This is a genomic window from Citrobacter sp. UYEF32, from assembly GCF_040546205.1.
In the GTDB taxonomy this organism is placed as follows: domain Bacteria; phylum Pseudomonadota; class Gammaproteobacteria; order Enterobacterales; family Enterobacteriaceae; genus Phytobacter; species Phytobacter diazotrophicus.
Window position 1 is genome coordinate 229,156 of the sequence record NZ_JBEPNI010000003.1, and the last position, 16,943, is coordinate 246,098.

Annotated in this window: 16 protein-coding genes and 1 other RNA gene; 14 read left to right on the forward strand and 3 right to left on the reverse strand. The window is 54.8% G+C overall.

What is annotated here, in order from left to right; all coding sequences use genetic code 11:
* Positions 1-55: 55 nt before the first annotated feature.
* Positions 56-874: an HMP-PP phosphatase gene (cof, locus tag ABIB59_RS09355; RefSeq protein WP_354035125.1), complete on the forward strand. Its 819-nt coding sequence runs from the start codon at positions 56-58 to the stop codon at positions 872-874.
* Positions 875-915: 41 nt separating this feature from the next.
* Here cof and ABIB59_RS09360 read toward each other — a convergent pair whose 3' ends face one another.
* A complete protein-coding gene (locus ABIB59_RS09360; RefSeq protein WP_041852491.1) occupies positions 916-1,962 on the reverse strand; it encodes a PLP-dependent cysteine synthase family protein in 1,047 nt (348 codons plus the stop codon).
* A gap of 115 nt (positions 1,963-2,077) precedes the next feature.
* On the opposite strand from ABIB59_RS09360, the gene ABIB59_RS09365 reads away from it, so the two are divergent.
* The 5 genes from ABIB59_RS09365 to amtB all read left to right on the forward strand — a co-directional run bounded on the left by ABIB59_RS09365 (position 2,078) and on the right by amtB (position 8,030).
* Positions 2,078-2,536: an Lrp/AsnC family transcriptional regulator gene (locus ABIB59_RS09365; RefSeq protein WP_041852490.1), complete on the forward strand. Its 459-nt coding sequence runs from the start codon at positions 2,078-2,080 to the stop codon at positions 2,534-2,536.
* A 45-nt stretch (positions 2,537-2,581) separates the two neighbouring features.
* Positions 2,582-4,345, forward strand: coding sequence for a SmdA family multidrug ABC transporter permease/ATP-binding protein (locus tag ABIB59_RS09370; RefSeq protein ID WP_041852489.1), 1,764 nt, complete (start codon positions 2,582-2,584; stop codon positions 4,343-4,345).
* On the forward strand, positions 4,338-6,116 hold the full coding sequence (locus tag ABIB59_RS09375) for a SmdB family multidrug efflux ABC transporter permease/ATP-binding protein (protein ID WP_222555607.1): 1,779 nt from the start codon (positions 4,338-4,340) through the stop codon (positions 6,114-6,116). The genes ABIB59_RS09370 and ABIB59_RS09375 overlap by 8 nt, the downstream gene beginning before the upstream one ends.
* A 255-nt stretch (positions 6,117-6,371) precedes the next feature.
* A complete protein-coding gene (gene glnK, locus ABIB59_RS09380) occupies positions 6,372-6,710 on the forward strand; it encodes a P-II family nitrogen regulator (protein WP_002891893.1) in 339 nt (112 codons plus the stop codon).
* 30 nt (positions 6,711-6,740) lie between these two features.
* A complete protein-coding gene (gene amtB, locus ABIB59_RS09385; RefSeq protein WP_041852487.1) occupies positions 6,741-8,030 on the forward strand; it encodes an ammonium transporter AmtB in 1,290 nt (429 codons plus the stop codon).
* A 67-nt stretch (positions 8,031-8,097) separates the two neighbouring features.
* On the opposite strand, the gene tesB is transcribed toward amtB, so the two are convergent.
* Positions 8,098-8,967, reverse strand: a complete 870-nt coding sequence (gene tesB / locus ABIB59_RS09390) for an acyl-CoA thioesterase II (protein ID WP_041852486.1) — start codon at positions 8,965-8,967, stop codon at positions 8,098-8,100.
* Between the two features lie 214 nt (positions 8,968-9,181).
* Here tesB and ABIB59_RS09395 point away from each other — a divergent pair, with 214 nt between their 5' ends.
* Complete coding sequence (locus tag ABIB59_RS09395; protein WP_071195825.1) at positions 9,182-9,748, forward strand: YbaY family lipoprotein; 567 nt, start codon at positions 9,182-9,184, stop codon at positions 9,746-9,748.
* 34 nt (positions 9,749-9,782) lie between these two features.
* Here ABIB59_RS09395 and ABIB59_RS09400 read toward each other — a convergent pair whose 3' ends face one another.
* On the reverse strand, positions 9,783-10,094 hold the full coding sequence (locus tag ABIB59_RS09400; protein WP_041852484.1) for an MGMT family protein: 312 nt from the start codon (positions 10,092-10,094) through the stop codon (positions 9,783-9,785).
* Between the two features lie 165 nt (positions 10,095-10,259).
* Here ABIB59_RS09400 and ffs point away from each other — a divergent pair.
* From ffs to ABIB59_RS09435, 7 genes are all read left to right on the forward strand, one after another.
* An RNA gene (gene ffs, locus ABIB59_RS09405) (signal recognition particle sRNA small type) lies at positions 10,260-10,356 on the forward strand.
* Positions 10,357-10,444: 88 nt separating this feature from the next.
* Entirely contained in the window at positions 10,445-10,996 is a 552-nt protein-coding gene (locus ABIB59_RS09410; protein ID WP_354035136.1) for a GNAT family N-acetyltransferase, read from the forward strand.
* Between the two features lie 449 nt (positions 10,997-11,445).
* Positions 11,446-11,697, forward strand: a complete 252-nt coding sequence (locus tag ABIB59_RS09415) for a hypothetical protein (protein WP_041852482.1) — start codon at positions 11,446-11,448, stop codon at positions 11,695-11,697.
* Positions 11,694-11,912 carry a hypothetical protein gene (locus tag ABIB59_RS09420; RefSeq protein WP_041852481.1) on the forward strand — a complete coding sequence of 73 codons (219 nt, stop codon included), beginning with the start codon at positions 11,694-11,696 and terminating at the stop codon, positions 11,910-11,912. Before ABIB59_RS09415 ends, ABIB59_RS09420 begins: the two co-directional genes overlap by 4 nt.
* Positions 11,913-12,160: 248 nt before the next feature.
* Positions 12,161-13,243, forward strand: a complete 1,083-nt coding sequence (locus ABIB59_RS09425) for a LacI family DNA-binding transcriptional regulator (protein ID WP_125125209.1) — start codon at positions 12,161-12,163, stop codon at positions 13,241-13,243.
* A 105-nt stretch (positions 13,244-13,348) separates the two neighbouring features.
* Positions 13,349-16,423 (forward strand): beta-galactosidase, encoded by a 3,075-nt coding sequence (locus tag ABIB59_RS09430; RefSeq protein ID WP_354035138.1) that lies wholly within the window; start codon positions 13,349-13,351, stop codon positions 16,421-16,423.
* A 62-nt stretch (positions 16,424-16,485) separates the two neighbouring features.
* Positions 16,486-16,839 carry a DUF1428 domain-containing protein gene (locus ABIB59_RS09435; RefSeq protein WP_041852478.1) on the forward strand — a complete coding sequence of 118 codons (354 nt, stop codon included), beginning with the start codon at positions 16,486-16,488 and terminating at the stop codon, positions 16,837-16,839.
* The last annotated feature ends 104 nt before the right edge of the window (positions 16,840-16,943 follow it).

A 16,943-nucleotide genomic window follows, 5' to 3' on the forward strand; every position in this document is an offset into this window, starting at 1 on the left:
ATATATCAGGCAATACTTCTGCGCAATACACGGCGATCACATCTGGAGATGAAATATGGCCCGGCTGGCTGCTTTTGATATGGACGGTACTTTGTTGATGCCCGATCACCGCTTTGGTGAGCAAACTGTAGCAACGCTGCGCCGTCTGCGTGAACGCGACATTACCCTCACTTTTGCGACCGGCAGGCATGCGCTGGAGATGCGCAAGCTCATCGACATCCTCGCGCTGGACGCTTTTTTGATAACCGGTAACGGTACGCGCGTCCACTCTTTGGAGGGGGAGCTTTTACATCGCCAGGACCTTGATCCCGAAGTGGCTGAACTCGTACTGCACAGCAAATGGGATACGCAGGCCAGCATCCATGCGTTTAACGATGACGGCTGGATGACGGATAAACCTGTCCCGGAGGCGTTGGACGAACATATCTACAGTGGATTCACTTACCAGTTGGTGGATCTCAAGCGACTGCCTGCCCATGACGTGACCAAAATCTGTTTTGTGGGTGAACATGACGACCTGTGCCGTCTGCGGATCCAGATGAATGAAGTGTTAGGCGGACGCGCCAATTTATGCTTTTCCGCCTCTTACTGTCTGGAGGTATTACCGCTCGGCTGCAACAAAGGTTCGGCATTGACCATGCTCAGCTCGCTGCTGGGCGTGCCGATGCAGGATTGCATGGCGTTCGGCGACGCCATGAATGATAGAGAGATGCTGGCAAGCGTAGGGCGCGGCATGATCATGGGAAATGCCATGCCACAGTTGCGCGCCGCGCTTCCACACTTGCCGGTTATCGGACACTGCCGCGATCAGGCCGTGTCGCACTTCTTAACGCATTGGCTGGATACACCTAATCTTCCTTATTCCCCCGAATGATGAGATCTTTTCCAGCGGCCAGGTGTGAATGCCTGGCTTTTTTATTTTATCAGCGAGTTAATTTCTTCCCGCCACGGGCGAATATCGCCGATATTGGCTTCGACCCACTGCGGGTTGTAGTAGGTATCAAGATAACGTTCACCGCTGTCGCACAACAGGGTCACGATAGAGCCACTCCGCCCCTCGTCGCGCATACGCGCCGCCAGTTGTAAGGCTCCCCACATATTGGTGCCGGTCGATGCGCCAACCCGACGCCCTAATTGTGTCTCCAGCCATTGCGCCGTTGCCACACTGGCGGCATCCGGCACTCGCAACATCTCGTCCACCACGTCAGGAATAAATGACGGTTCGACGCGTGGTCGGCCAATGCCTTCAATTTTGCTACCCACCGAGGAACGCAGCCTGGCGTCTCGGGTCTGCCAGAAATCGAGAAACACCGAGTTTTCCGGATCCACGACCATCAGTTCGGTGCTGTAGCCCTGACAGCGAATGTAACGCCCGATAGTGGCCGATGTGCCGCCCGTACCTGCGCTCATGACGATATAGTCCGGCACCGGATGCGGCTCGTTTTTCATCTGGCGAAAAATGCTATCCGCAATGTTGTTATTACCGCGCCAGTCGGTGGCGCGCTCGGCATAGGTAAACTGATCCATATAATGGCCGTTCAGTTCACGCGCCAGGGTTTCTGAGGCCGCGTAAATCTCGCAGGCGCTCTCCACGAAGTGACAGCGACCACCGTAAAATTCAATCTGCTCGACTTTTCGTTTTGCCGTGCAATAAGGCATAACGGCAATAAACGGTAATCCCAGCAGACGGGCAAAATATGCTTCTGATACCGCCGTTGAACCGGATGACGCTTCAATGATGGTGGTGCCTTCTTTAATCCAGCCATTACACAGGCCATAGAGAAAGAGTGAACGCGCCAGACGATGTTTGAGGCTTCCGGTTGGATGCGTACTTTCATCTTTCAGATAGAGTCTGATGCCGGGGAAAGCAGGCAGCGCGAGACGGATCAGGTGCGTGTCCGCAGATCGCTGATAATCGGCATTGATTTCGTTAATGGCGTGCTTAACCCAGTCACTGTTCATACATCGTTTCCATTTATCATTTTGTGCCCAGATTAGCGGAAAACGCAGGAAAAATTGTTGCCATTTAAACTTTGAAATAGACTGTTAAGAGAAAAACTTTCTCCGGGAAGGCGTAATGCTAGATAAAATAGATCGTAAGTTGCTTTCTTTGCTCCAGCAGGACTGCACACTCTCTTTGCAGGCGCTGGCGGATGCCGTTAATCTGACCAGCACGCCATGCTGGAAACGACTAAAGCGGCTTGAGGAGGAGGGTATCCTGCTCGGACGGGTAGCCGTGCTGGATGCGGAGAAACTTGGCCTGAGCCTGACCGCATTTGTGCTGATCAAAACCCAGCATCACAGCAGCGACTGGTACTGTCGCTTCACCGCCGTGGTCTCGGAAATGCCGGAAGTGCTTGGATTCTGGCGTATGGCGGGGGAGTATGATTACCTGTTACGCGTTCAGGTTGCGGACATGAAACGTTATGACGACTTCTACAAAAAACTGGTCAATAGTGTACCTGGCTTGTCCGATGTGACATCCAGTTTTGCGATGGAACAGATAAAATACACCACGGCTTTGCCCATTGAATAACCCTCCCGGCGGTAGCCGGAAAACTCACGTTCAGGATGTAACCGCGTGCGATTATTTGCTCAGTTAAGCTGGTACTTTCGCCGGGAGTGGCGACGCTATCTCGGTGCTGTAGGCCTGCTTATCATTATTGCGATTCTACAACTCGTCCCGCCTAAGGTGGTGGGGATCATTGTCGATGGCGTTACCCGCCAGCACTTTACCGCATCGCAGATCATGATGTGGGTCGGCACACTGGTGCTGATTGCTATCGTCATCTACCTGCTGCGCTATGTCTGGCGCGTCTGGCTGTTTGGCGCGTCCTATCAGCTCGCCGTCGAGCTACGCGAAGATTTTTACCGCCAGCTCAGCCGCCAGCATCCGGAATTTTATCTGCGCCACCGTACCGGCGACTTGATGGCGCGCGCTACGAATGACGTTGACCGGGTAGTGTTCGCCGCCGGGGAAGGCGTGCTCACGCTGGTGGATTCACTGGTGATGGGCTGCGTGGTGCTGGTGGTGATGTCCACGCAAATTAGCTGGCAACTGACGCTGTTGTCGCTGTTGCCAATGCCGATTATGGCCATTTTTATTAAACGTTACGGCGACCAGTTGCACCAGCGCTTCAAGCTGGCGCAGGCGGCGTTCTCCTCGCTTAACGATCGTACTCAGGAGAGCATGACCAGCATTCGCATGATCAAGGCGTTTGGTCTGGAAGACAGGCAGTCGGCGCTGTTTGCCGCGGAGGCCGCCGATACCGGGGCGAAAAACATGCGTGTCGCCCGCGTCGATGCCCGTTTTGATCCGACCATTTATATTGCTATCGGCATGGCAAACCTGCTGGCGATTGGCGGCGGGAGCTGGATGGTGATTCAGGGCTCGCTCACGCTGGGGCAGCTTACCAGCTTCACCATGTATCTTGGCTTAATGATTTGGCCGATGCTGGCGCTGGCCTGGATGTTTAACATCGTTGAGCGAGGCAGCGCCGCCTATAGCCGTATTCGCGACATGCTGGCGGAAGCGCCGGTGGTGACCGACGGTACAGAACCGGTTCCGGAAGGGCGCGGTAGCCTGCAGATTACGATTCGCGAATTTACGTATCCGCAAACGGCACAGCCGATTTTGAATAATGTGAATGTCTCCCTGCTACCTGGCCAGATGTTAGGGATTTGCGGGCCAACGGGGGCGGGTAAATCCACCTTGCTCTCTCTGATTCAGCGCCATTTCGATGTTGAGCAGGGGGACATTCGTTTTCATGGGGTGCCGCTGACGCAACTAAAACTGGATGACTGGCGCAGCCGCCTGGCGGTGGTGAATCAGACACCGTTCCTGTTCTCCGACACTGTCGCCAATAATATCGCGCTGGGTAAACCGGGGGCGACGCAGGACGAGATTGAACATGTGGCGCGGCTTGCCAGCGTGCATGAGGATATCCTGCGCCTGCCGCAGGGCTACGATACCGAAGTCGGCGAGCGCGGCGTAATGCTCTCCGGCGGGCAAAAGCAGCGTATCTCAATTGCCCGTGCGCTGCTGCTGAACGCAGAGATTCTGCTGTTGGACGACGCGCTCTCTGCCGTAGATGGCCGCACCGAGCACCAGATTCTGCATAACCTGCGTCAGTGGGGAGAAGGGCGTACAGTAATTATCAGCGCCCATCGCCTGTCGGCGCTGACGGAAGCCAGTGAGATTTTAGTGATGCAGCATGGACATATCGGGCAACGCGGGCAACATGAACAGCTTGCGCGCCAGCCCGGCTGGTACCGCGATATGTATCGCTATCAACAACTGGAAGCGGCGCTGGATGACACGCCAGAGGAGGCGGTTGATGCGTAAGTTAGTGCAACAGTGGCCTACTCTGAAACGGTTGCTGGTCTACGGTTCTCCCTGGCGTAAACCGCTGACCAAAGCCGTCGTGATGCTGTGGGTCGCGGCGGCGGCGGAAGTGTCCGGACCGGCGCTGATCAGCTATTTTATCGACAATATGGTGGCGAAAAGTTACCTGCCCGTTGGGCTGGTGGCGGGGATGGTCGTTGTCTATGTCGGCCTGCAGGTGCTGGCGGCCGGGCTGCATTATGCCCAGGCGCTACTGTTTAACCAGGCCGCCGTCGGCGTAGTACAGCGGTTGCGTACCGATGTGATGGATGCTGCTCTGCGACAGCCGCTGAGCGCCTTCGATACCCAGCCGGTCGGGCAGATCATTTCGCGTGTGACCAACGATACCGAAGTGATCCGCGATCTCTATGTGACGGTGGTGGCGACAGTATTGCGCAGTGCGGCGCTGATTGGCGCGATGCTGGTGGCGATGTTCAGCCTCGACTGGCGTATGGCGCTTGTCGCTATCTGTATCTTCCCGGCGGTTATCATCGTGATGTTGATATATCAGCGTTACAGTACGCCAATTGTGCGCCGTATGCGGGCCTACCTGGCGGATATCAACGATGGCTTCAACGAAGTCATCAATGGGATGAGCGTGATCCAGCAGTTTCGCCAGCAGGCGCGTTTTGGTGAGCGCATGGGATCGGCAAGCCGCTCCCATTACCTGGCGCGAATGCAGACGTTACGTCTCGATGGCTTCCTGCTGCGTCCTTTACTGAGCCTTTTTTCCGCGCTGGTGCTGTGCGGCCTGTTAATGCTGTTTGGCTTTAGCTCGGCCGGCACCATGGAGGTTGGGGTGCTGTATGCCTTTATCAGTTATCTTGGTCGCCTGAATGAACCGTTGATTGAGCTGACGACCCAGCAGTCGATGCTCCAGCAGGCGGTAGTGGCCGGGGAGCGTGTCTTTGAGCTGATGGACTGTCCACGCCAGACCTATGGCTACGACGATGAGCCGCTAAAAAGCGGATCTATTGATATCAACGATGTCTCGTTTGCCTATCGTGATGACCGTCTGGTGCTGCAGGACATTAGCCTGAATGTACCTGCCCGCAGTTTTGTGGCCCTGGTGGGGCATACCGGTAGCGGTAAAAGTACGCTGGCAAGCCTGCTCATGGGCTACTACCCGCTGACCAAAGGAGAAATCCGCCTGGATGGCCGGCCACTCTCCGCGCTGAGCCACAGCACATTGCGTAAAGGAGTAGCGATGGTGCAACAAGACCCGGTGGTGATGGCGGATACCTTCTTTGCCAACGTCACGCTGGGGCGTGATATTTCCGAGGAGCAGGTCTGGCATGCGCTGGAGGTGGTGCAATTGGCCGGGCTGGCGCGCGAAATGCCGGAGGGGATTTATACCCGCCTTGGCGAGCAGGGGAATAATCTCTCCGTCGGGCAGAAGCAACTGCTGGCGCTGGCGCGTGTACTGGTTGATACGCCGCAAATTCTGATTCTGGACGAAGCAACGGCGAATATCGATTCAGGCACCGAAAAGGCCATTCAGCAGGCGCTGGTGGCGGTCCGGCAGCACACGACACTGGTCGTGATTGCACACCGGCTGTCGACGATTGTCGAGGCGGAAACCATTCTTGTCCTCAATCGCGGTCAGGCCGTTGAACGTGGTACGCATCAGCAACTGCTTGAGGCAAAAGGGCGCTACTGGCAGATGTATCAACTGCAACTGGCAGGGGAGGAGCTTGCCGCCAGTGTTCGAGAAGAATCGCTAATCGCCTGATGCACCAAAATTAAGCATGCTACTAACAGGATCCGCTGTTGGTGCAAAAAAGTAACGCACCACGCACTGTCGTGGTGCGTTTTTCTTTTCCAGGAACAATCTGAACCATTCCCATTTTCATCGCTGCGCTATGACATCCTTCTTAGACGGCTTAACAGCCTGAAATTTTCCCGTTTTTCATTTTTGGCACACCGCTTGCAATATCTCATGCGTATTAGCTGCGGCCATTATCGATTTTCGACTGGAGGGGGATCTATGAAGCTGGTTACCGTGGTAATTAAGCCATTCAAACTGGAAGACGTTCGTGAAGCGCTGTCTTCAATTGGTATTCAAGGGTTAACCGTGACCGAAGTGAAAGGTTTCGGACGTCAGAAAGGACACGCTGAGTTGTACCGTGGTGCGGAGTACAGCGTTAACTTCCTGCCAAAAGTGAAGATTGATGTGGCAATTGCTGACGATCAGCTCGATGAAGTCATTGATGTCATTAGCAAAGCGGCCTACACCGGAAAAATTGGCGACGGCAAAATTTTCGTTGCCGAGCTGCAACGCGTCATTCGTATTCGTACCGGCGAAGCCGACGAAGCGGCACTGTAATACCTGGCACACAGTGAGGGGATGGGTAAAATGAAGAAAGCACTATTAAAAGCGGGTCTGGCCTCGCTGGCATTACTGCCGTGTCTGGCTATGGCAGCCGATCCGGTTGTCGTCGATAAAGCCGACAATGCCTTTATGATGATTTGCACCGCGCTGGTGCTGTTTATGTCAATTCCGGGCATCGCCCTGTTCTATGGTGGTTTAATCCGCGGTAAAAACGTCCTTTCTATGCTGACACAGGTTGCGGTTACGTTTGCACTGGTGTGCGTGCTGTGGGTGGTTTACGGCTACTCTCTGGCCTTTGGCACTGGCGGCAGCTTCTTCGGTAGCTTCGACTGGGTGATGCTGAAAAATATTGAGCTGAAAGCGCTGATGGGCACCATCTATCAGTACATTCACGTTGCGTTCCAGGGCTCGTTTGCCTGTATTACCGTCGGCCTGATTGTCGGTGCGCTGGCAGAACGTATCCGTTTCTCCGCAGTACTGATTTTCGTCGTGGTATGGCTGACGCTGTCCTACGTGCCGATCGCACACATGGTCTGGGGTGGCGGTCTGCTGGCAACCCATGGCGCCATGGATTTTGCGGGCGGTACAGTCGTTCACATCAACGCAGCCGTTGCAGGCCTGGTGGGTGCTTACCTGATTGGCAAACGCGTCGGTTTCGGTAAAGAAGCGTTTAAACCGCACAACCTGCCGATGGTGTTTACCGGTACGGCAATCCTCTACTTTGGCTGGTTCGGATTCAACGCGGGTTCTGCAAGCGCGGCGAACGAAATTGCGGGTCTGGCTTTTGTTAACACCGTCGTGGCAACAGCGGGTGCAATCCTCTCCTGGGTCTTCGGTGAGTGGGCGCTGCGCGGCAAACCGTCTCTGTTGGGTGCCTGTTCTGGTGCGATTGCTGGCCTCGTGGGTATCACCCCGGCGTGTGGTTACGTTGGTGTGGGTGGCGCGCTGATCGTGGGCATCGTTGCAGGCCTGGCGGGTCTGTGGGGCGTTACCGCGCTGAAACGCTGGCTGCGTGTTGACGACCCGTGTGATGTCTTCGGTGTTCACGGCGTGTGCGGTATCGTAGGTTGTATCATGACAGGTATCTTCGCAGCCACTTCACTGGGCGGCGTGGGTTATGCCGAAGGCGTGACCATGGGCCATCAGGTTCTGGTACAACTGGAAAGTATCGCCATTACTATCGTATGGTCTGGTATTGTCGCCTTTATCGGTTACAAACTGGCTGATATGACAGTGGGTCTGCGTGTTCCGGAAGATCAGGAACGCGAAGGGCTGGACGTCAACAGCCACGGCGAGAACGCCTACAACGCCTGATCGAACTGAGTTATCTCCTGAGCAACATAAGCCTCCCCATTGGGAGGCTTTTGTTATTGTACTGCGGTCAGACCGCCGCATCGCGGTTACGCATCACCCCTTCCTGGACGGTAGAGGCGACTAGGACACCATCCCGGTTGTAAAACTCTCCGCGGACAAAACCGCGTGCGCTCGATGCCGAGGTACTTTCCACGCTGTAAAGCAGCCAGTCGTTTAAATCGAAAGGGCGATGGAACCACATGGAGTGGTCGATGGTTGCCACCTGCATGCCTTTTTCGAGAAAACCTACGCCATGGGGCTGGAGCGCAACCAGCAGGAAGTGAAAGTCAGACGCGTAGCCGAGCAGATATTGCTGGACGCGTAAATCCTGCGGCAACGTGCCATTGGCGCGCATCCAGACCTGGCGGGTTGGCTCGGCGACGTGTCCTTTTAGCGGGTTGTGAAATTCCACGGGGCGGATTTCAATCGGTTTGTCGCCGAGAAATTTCTCTTTTACCAGCGGCGGTAAAAACGCAGACAGCTCGCGGGCAATTTCCGTTTCGGATTTCAACGACTCCGGTGCTGGTGCATAAGGCATCGCCTTTTGATGCTCATAGCCCGGTTCTGGTGCCTGGAATGACGCCGTCATATAAAAAATCGGTTTCCCGTTTTGAATGGCCGCCACGCGACGAGCGCTAAAACTATTACCGTCACGTAACACTTCGACGTCATAAATAATGGGTTTCTGGCTATCGCCCGGACGCAGAAAATAGCTGTGAAACGAGTGCACCAGTCTGTCTGCCGGTACGGTTTCTTTCGCCGCGTATAACGCTTGCCCAACCACCTGACCACCGAACACCTGGCGCAGACCTAAGTCTTCGCTCTGCCCTCGAAACAGACCTTCCTCTATTTTTTCCAGATTCAACAATGACAGCAGATTTGTAAGCGCCTGACTCATAGGTGTCCTCAATAAAAATAAAACCGACGCAGCGGATTCCTTGATCAGTATAACCTGGAAATAAAAGTGGTCCGATGGGTGCAATAATCTGAATAGATGGGGGTTTGCAGGCAAAAATCAGTGACATGTGCCACACTTGAACACGTTACGATGGTCCAACCACACATTCTGGCAGAAATCATTCTTGCTGGTGCATAGAAGATAAGGAGAACTCATGAAACTCGTGCACATGTTAAGTGGTTTAGCAGTCGCTGTAGCGCTGACTGCCTGCGCAAAAAAAGCCGCAGACATTCCAACGCCTGCACCAAACCCGCAGGCACCTGCGGCGAGTACGGCGGCGATAACCCAACCTAACGTCTCTGGTACGGTATGGATCCGCCAGAAAGTGGCGTTACCGCCGAATGCGGTCCTGACCGTCACTGTCTCTGACGCCTCCATGGCCGATGCGCCGTCTAAAGTGATTGCCCAAAAAGCGGTTCGCACCGAAGGTAAACAGGCGCCGTTTAGCTTTGTCTTGCCGTTTAACCCGGCAGACATCCAGCCTAACGCGCGTCTGCTGCTGAGTGCGGCTATTACCATTGATGACAAAATGGTCTTTGTAACCGATACGGTTAAACCGATCATTAACCAGGGCGGTACGAAAGCTGACCTGACACTGGTTCCGGTCCAGCAGACCGCTATTCCATTGCAGTCAGGCGGTGGCGCGACAACTACCGTGCCTTCAACATCCCCAACCCAGGTAAGCCCTTCTACGGCAACGCCTGCACCAACGCAGATGTAATGTGCGTGCCTCCTCTCCTGCGGGAGAGGAGGTTTCAGTAAATCCAGCGATAGCGCTGCATATCAATTTGTCCATTGCCGGATACCGCTACACCTTCTTCCATTAATGCCTGGCGCTGACGTTGTAAATCCGGTCCGCTTAATGAAATTGAGCCGTGGCGATTAACCACCCGATGCCAGGGTAAAGTACTGCCCTCCGGTAAACGCTTTAGCACGCCACCGACCTGTCTGGCTGCACGTGGCGACCCCGCCAGCCTGGCGACATCACCATAGGTTGTGACATAGCCCTCTGGAATCGAGGCGACGATTTGCCATACCCGCTGTGGAAAAGAATCGTGATTATCCATACTGCCTTCCTGACTGACGAAAGGTCAGCATAAACAGCCTGGTCGTGACTGTGAAGGGGAGATTGCGCAAGAAATCGGCATCCGTCAGGGTGCGGCTTGCAATTGCGGCATGGGACATGGATAATGCGCCAGCGCGTTGGTTAACAACGCTCTCAATGGGGGCTCTGTTGGTTCTCCCGCAACGCTACTTTGTTTACCAGGTCAGGTCCGGAAGGAAGCAGCCAAGGCAAAGGACGTGTGTGCCGGGATGTAGCTGGCAGGGCCCCCACCCATTTCTGGTACCTTCTTTTATCTTGCCCTCTGTGCGCTTTCTGTTTTATGGTCAATTTACCGCCGCTTATGCAGAAAGGATGCCTGTGACCACACCGCAACTCACCACCGAACGATTACTCCTTCAGCCGCTGGTTTCCGCCGATGCGAAACAAATTCAACGTGTCTTCCCTCGTTGGGAGATTGTGCGTTACCTGATTGGCACGATCCCCTGGCCTTATCCGGACGATGGCGCTGCCCAGTATGTTAATCATGTCGCTTTGCCAGCGGCAGAAGCGGGAAAGGGCTGGTACTGGACGATTCGGCGTAAAGCCGAGCCAATGCAACTGATTGGCGTTATATGTCTGATGGACCTGCCCGATAATAATCGCGGATTCTGGCTGGTGCCTGAGTGGCAGGGGCAGGGCCTGATGTCAGAAGCCAGCGATGCGGTGACCCGCTACTGGTTTGAGGAATTAGATAAAGAGGTGCTACGTGCGCCAAAGGCGGCGGTGAACACACGGTCAGTTAATTTTTCGCAGCGTAGCGGTATGCGTCTGGTCCGTCGCGAAAAAGCACACTATGTGGCGGGTGAAATGGATTCCGAACTTTGGGAAATCACCCGCGAGGCGTGGCGGGATTTACAACGCTAACTCAGCGGTTGCCTCCGGTAACGGTGCTGCGCGATTTTTGAATTTCCATGGTGTTGCCTGCGGAGGAAACCAACGCCGTTTTAGTAGGGTAGAGATCCATATCCTGCATCTCTTTTTGCTAAGTGATAATTAGCGGTTAAGGTTCTTCTTATTCGCATTATGCTAGTGCTGGCGAAGGGCAAGTAAAGCAATTTGCTGACTCGTTACACCAACGCTACCTCGAAAAAACACGCCACCGTCACCCCTTTCCGTGGCTGCCGTTATCCATTGCCAACATTAATAATGCATTGTCATATATTTGAAATATTACTTTCACTTAAATGTCATAAAACAAGGTTAAAATATTTGTGGATATTTTTAATTTGTCATAAGCTTTTAATATAACTCTGGATCAGTATGTTAACTTCGTGTATTAATACTTTGCTAACTTCACACGGGAAGGGATAATCATGACCAGTGCGGTATTGAACGTCAAAATTGATCAGACGTTAAAAGAAAAGCTCCGTCATTACGCAGAAGAAAATAATGAGAACCTCAGTACGGCGACTGAAAAACTGCTGCTGTTGGCGTTTCAGTCAGTTGAACAGGGCGGAGTATCGGAAGAGGATATCGATAACCAACACCTTGAAGAAGAAAGTACTGCTCCATTAAATCCAAAAGAGATCAAGGCATTACGTAAACTTCTGAAGAAGAAAAAATGAACCAACAACTGCTCTCAACGGCCAGCAATTATTGCGAGGCCTGTGACCTGTTACGATCAGGTTTTGTTAAACATGTTCGTCTGAACTGGAATATTGGTAGCGATGAGTTCTTTCGCATCGCTACCGACTGGTGTGATGCTGGCGCAAAAATAAAAAAAGAAGGCGATAGTTTCGTTATTTCTATTAAAGGGTTTCCTATTCCGCGTCAGCAGTAATTGTATTGTCATGAAACTGTCATTTAAATTGCACTCAGTTTTGTGATGATGATACAAAATATAATTCAGTTGTAACCATCTCATCATCACGGACGATGTTTACGACGGGCCAGTCTGGCTCGTCGACATTTCTTATCCCCGCTTTGTTTGCCTGACGCGTATAGCTTTGCTGGCATTTCTTACACCTGCATAACAGTTGCTGGCGTAATCGGGTACACTGACGCGAAATCCGTCGCCAGATGAGTGCCATGAAAACCATTACGCTCTATGATGTCGCCCGCCTTGCCGGGGTCTCTTACCAAACCGTTTCGCGCGTTATCAATCAGGGCGAACATGTGTCTGCCCGGACGCGGGAGAAAGTGCTGGCGGCGATGGCGGAACTGCACTACATCCCCAATCGCGGGGCGCAGCAACTGGCGGGGAAACGGACCAAAACGCTGGGTCTACTGACTTCCGACCTGGCCCTGCATGCTCCCTCTCAAATTGCCTCGGCGGTAAAATCCCGCGCCACACAATCCGGCGTGAATGTGATCATTTCCATGCCGGAAGTGCAGGACACCCGGGGATGTACTGCTGCGTTGCAGGATCTACTGGCCCAACGGGTCGATGGGCTGCTGGTTAACGTTCCGCTGGATGATGAACAGGCAGAGGCCTTATCGGCACTGGCAGGCCCGGTGCCGGTCCTCTTCCTTGATGTCAGTGAAACGGCGGCCGTCAACAGTCTGATTTTTGATGCAGACCAGGGGGCACGGCTTGGCGCTGCGCACTTGCTGGAGCAGGGGCATCAGCGTATTGCGTTGCTGGGGGGGCCGCAGTCATCGGTCTCTGCAAGGGCAAGAATGTCAGGATGGCTGGCGGCACTGGCGGAGTCGGGGCTATCGCCCTGTGGCTGTGAATACGGCGACTGGAGCGCGGCATCCGGCTATGAAAAAGGGCATCTGCTTCTGGCGGCAGATACGCCGCCGCAGGCTATCCTGGTCGCCAACGATCAGATGGCCCTTGGCGTGATACGTGTCTGCGCGGAGCGGGGCTTAACAGTACCGGGCCAGATTTCAGTGGTCGGTTATGATGATACCGCCGACAGCGCCTGGTACTCACCGCCGCTCACGACCATCCGCCAGGCGTTCAAAATCGCGGGCGAGCGTAGCGTAGAATGGCTCCTTGCACGCCTCGCCGGTGACGATATCGGGATTGGCCAGACGCGGCTGCCGGTAACGCTGGTGGAGCGCGCCTCGACCTCACCGGTAACATCGATTAACGTCAGTGGCGAAACGCTGGCCAGACGACTGAATGAGCTGGCACAACTCGCCGCGCAGCTCGATCGGCGTTAACGCTTTTGTGATCCTTTTCGCTTTGCTGCTCGTAAAACCTTTACGTTAGCGCCGATTCGGTGCATTGTGCATAAAATTGTGAGCGCTTCGCAAAATGAGGTCAATATGTCTGTTTCCGCGTTAAGTTCGTTATTCGCTCGTCGGGACTGGGAAAACCCGGTCATCACGCACTGGCACCGTTTACCGGCGCACGCGCCAATGTCAAGCTGGCGGGATGTGGGCGAAGCGCTTCGTGATGAGGTGCCATCAACCCGTCGTTTACTTAACGGCGACTGGCAGTTTAACTTCTTTTCATCACCCGAATCTGTACCGGAAAGCTGGATTACGGCCGATCTCACCGATGCGGTGCGAATGCCGGTGCCGTCGAACTGGCAGATGCAGGGCTTTGATACCCCCATTTACACCAACGTGACCTATCCCATCGCGGTGAATCCACCGTTTGTACCGCAGGACAATCCGACCGGTTGTTACTCGCTCACATTTGATGTCGAAGAACAGTGGCTGACGAACGGGCAAACGCATGTTGTTTTTGATGGGGTCAACTCCGCGTTTTATCTCTGGTGTAATGGCCAGTGGGTCGGCTATTCCCAGGATAGCCGCCTGCCTGCGGAATTTGATCTGAGCAACGTGCTGGTGGCCGGGGAAAATCGTCTGGCGGTTATGGTGCTGCGCTGGTGCGATGGTAGTTACCTTGAAGACCAGGATATGTGGCGCATGAGCGGCATTTTCCGTGATGTCTCCCTGCAACATAAACCCCATACCCGCATTGCCAATTATCACTACACCACCCAACTGAATGCGGAATTTACCCACGCGCAATTGCAAACGGAGATAACGCTCGCCGGGGAATTTGCTGGCTGCCAGGTGGTCGTCGCCTTGTGGCGAGGGGATGAGAAAATCGCTGAGGCCAGCCAGAGACCGGGTAGCGCAGTGGTGGATGAGCGCGGAGCCTGGGCCGAACGCGTAAGCGTGACGATGCCCGTTGAGCGACCGCTACTGTGGAGCGCGGAAACGCCTGAGTTGTATCGTTTGACGATGGCGCTGTATGACGGTGAAAACCATCTGCTGGAAGTGGAAGCGTGCGATGTGGGCTTCCGCCATGTTGAGATCAGCGAAGGGTTGCTGAAACTGAACGGTCAGCCGCTGCTGATCCGTGGCGTCAACCGCCATGAACACCATCCGGAAAACGGTCAGGCGATCGATGAAGCCACGATGCGCCGCGATATCGAACTGATGAAGCAGCACAATTTCAATGCCGTACGCTGTTCACATTACCCCAACCACCCGCTGTGGTATCGCCTGTGCGATCAGTACGGGCTCTATGTGGTGGATGAAGCAAACATTGAAACGCACGGCATGGTACCGATGAGCCGTCTGGCGGATGATCCGCAATGGCTACCGGCGATGAGCGAGCGTGTTACCCGCATGGTGCAGCGCGATCGTAACCATCCGTCGATCATTATCTGGTCGCTGGGAAATGAATCTGGTCATGGCGCGTCGCATGACGCGCTCTATCGTTGGGTGAAAACCACCGATCCAACACGTCCGGTACAGTACGAAGGCGGTGGCGCCAATACTGCGGCAACAGATATCGTCTGCCCGATGTATGCCCGCGTCGATCAGGATCAACCGTTCCCGGCGGTGCCGAAATGGTCGATAAAAAAATGGGTCGGAATGCCGGATGAAACCCGTCCGCTGATCCTTTGTGAATATGCGCATGCCATGGGCAACAGCTTCGGCGGGTTTGCCAAATACTGGCAGGCTTTCCGCGCTTACCCCCGTCTGCAGGGCGGGTTTGTCTGGGACTGGGTTGACCAGGCGCTGACCAAACTCGATGAAAACGGTGAGCCATTCTGGGCCTATGGCGGTGATTTCGGCGATACGCCAAATGACCGACAGTTCTGCATGAACGGGCTGGTCTTCCCGGACAGAACCCCGCACCCGGCGCTCTATGAAGCGCAACGCGCCCAGCAGTTTTTCCAGTTCCAACGGGTCAGTACCTCACCGCTGGCAATCGAGGTAACGAGCGAGTATTTATTCCGTTCGACGGATAACGAAGTTCTGCGATGGTCTGTTACCCGTGATGGCGAGGTGCTGACGCAAGGGGAGGTGGTGCTGGCGATTACCCCGCGGGGAACCCAGCGTATTGAACTTAACTGCCCGCCTTTGGCCGCGCAATCGGGGGACGTCTGGCTAAATGTGGATATCTATCAGCGTGATGCGACAAGCTGGTCACCCGCCCAGCACCGCTGCGCCTGGGATCAGTGGCAACTGCCGACAGCGCTCGCATTACCAGGAGAAAAAGCCGCACAACCGCGGCCCGCGTTACAGACTGACACTGCACATTTCGTGATTGAGCAGGGCGTGCATCGCTGGCAGTTCAGCCGGACGAACGGCCATCTGACGCAGTGGTGGCGTGATGGTCAACCGACGCTCCTTGCGCCGGTACTTGATAACTTTACCCGCGCTCCGCTGGACAATGATATCGGCGTCAGCGAGGCCACGCGCATCGATCCCAATGCGTGGGTGGAGCGCTGGAAAGCGGCGGGAATGTATGACCTGACGCCAGTGTTGTTGCAGTGCGAGGCGCTGGAAAACGCCACCGATGTGGTCATCGCTACGCGCCATGCCTGGCAGTACAACGGGCAGACGCTGTTTATCAGTAAAAAAACCTGGCGAGTGGCTGGCGATGGCGTTCTGCATGGCGATGTTCAGGTGCAACGCAATCTGGATGTGCCGCCGCCTGCGCGTATCGGCTTGCAGTGTCAGCTTGCTGAGGTTGCAGAGCAGGTCAGTTGGCGGGGACTTGGGCCGCATGAAAACTACCCGGATCGCAAACTGGCCGCGCGGCAGGGTCGTTGGACATTACCGCTCGCGCAACTGCATACGGACTATATTTTCCCGACCGAAAATGGCCTGCGTTGCGACACGCGCGAGGTGAATTATGGTGCGCATCGTCTGAACGGGCAGTTCCACTTTTCCATGAGTCGCTACAGCCAGCAGCAATTAAGGGAAACCTCTCACCGCCATTTGCTGCGCGAAGAGGCCGGATGCTGGCTGCAACTGGATGCCTTTCACATGGGGCTCGGTGGCGACGACTCCTGGAGTCCGAGTGTGTCCCCGGAATTTATCCTCAGCGACGATGTCGTGCGCTACACCTTCTGCTGGTCTCAGGGCTAAACTTAGTCAGCCAGACGCAGCGGGAATCGTCCCGCTGCGCGGTTCACTTCGGAGGCTCACTCATGAAGTATGTCGATGGGTTCGTGGTGGCGGTTCCGGCAGATAAGAAAGACGCTTATTTGCAACTCGCGGCCAGGGCCGCCCCGCTGTTTAAAGCGTTTGGCGCAACGCGGATTGTGGAGTGTTGGGCCGACGACGTTCCGGCTGGAAATTTCACCGACTTTCGTCGGGCGGTAAAAGCAGAAGATCATGAAGAGGTGGTTTTTAGCTGGATTGAATATCCCTCTAAAGAGGTGCGCGATGCCGCCAATCAAAAAATGATGGCCGATCCCCGCATGCGTGAGCTGGGAGACCAAATGCCTTTCGATAGCAAGCGTATGATTTATGGCGGCTTTGTCCCATTGCTGGACGAATGAGCCTCAGGACACTTCTCTAACCATCCCCTCTGGCGTAATGCAGGGCTTGCGGTATGTCGGCTGAGAGCCGTCTGAGACCCTGTACTTTGCCAGCCCAGTGTCAT

Excerpts from the sequence above, each read along its gene's own strand:
- cof (WP_354035125.1), top strand. The coding sequence starts at position 56 with ATGGCCCGGCTGGCTGCTTTTGATATGGACGGTACTTTGTTGATGCCC.
- ABIB59_RS09360 (WP_041852491.1), bottom strand. The coding sequence starts at position 1,962 with ATGAACAGTGACTGGGTTAAGCACGCCATTAACGAAATCAATGCCGAT.
- ABIB59_RS09365 (WP_041852490.1), top strand. The coding sequence starts at position 2,078 with ATGCTAGATAAAATAGATCGTAAGTTGCTTTCTTTGCTCCAGCAGGAC.
- ABIB59_RS09375 (WP_222555607.1), top strand. The coding sequence starts at position 4,338 with ATGCGTAAGTTAGTGCAACAGTGGCCTACTCTGAAACGGTTGCTGGTC.
- glnK (WP_002891893.1), top strand. The coding sequence starts at position 6,372 with ATGAAGCTGGTTACCGTGGTAATTAAGCCATTCAAACTGGAAGACGTT.
- amtB (WP_041852487.1), top strand. The coding sequence starts at position 6,741 with ATGAAGAAAGCACTATTAAAAGCGGGTCTGGCCTCGCTGGCATTACTG.
- tesB (WP_041852486.1), bottom strand. The coding sequence starts at position 8,967 with ATGAGTCAGGCGCTTACAAATCTGCTGTCATTGTTGAATCTGGAAAAA.
- ABIB59_RS09395 (WP_071195825.1), top strand. The coding sequence starts at position 9,182 with ATGAAACTCGTGCACATGTTAAGTGGTTTAGCAGTCGCTGTAGCGCTG.
- ABIB59_RS09400 (WP_041852484.1), bottom strand. The coding sequence starts at position 10,094 with ATGGATAATCACGATTCTTTTCCACAGCGGGTATGGCAAATCGTCGCC.
- ABIB59_RS09410 (WP_354035136.1), top strand. The coding sequence starts at position 10,445 with ATGCCTGTGACCACACCGCAACTCACCACCGAACGATTACTCCTTCAG.
- ABIB59_RS09415 (WP_041852482.1), top strand. The coding sequence starts at position 11,446 with ATGACCAGTGCGGTATTGAACGTCAAAATTGATCAGACGTTAAAAGAA.
- ABIB59_RS09420 (WP_041852481.1), top strand. The coding sequence starts at position 11,694 with ATGAACCAACAACTGCTCTCAACGGCCAGCAATTATTGCGAGGCCTGT.
- ABIB59_RS09425 (WP_125125209.1), top strand. The coding sequence starts at position 12,161 with ATGAAAACCATTACGCTCTATGATGTCGCCCGCCTTGCCGGGGTCTCT.
- ABIB59_RS09430 (WP_354035138.1), top strand. The coding sequence starts at position 13,349 with ATGTCTGTTTCCGCGTTAAGTTCGTTATTCGCTCGTCGGGACTGGGAA.
- ABIB59_RS09435 (WP_041852478.1), top strand. The coding sequence starts at position 16,486 with ATGAAGTATGTCGATGGGTTCGTGGTGGCGGTTCCGGCAGATAAGAAA.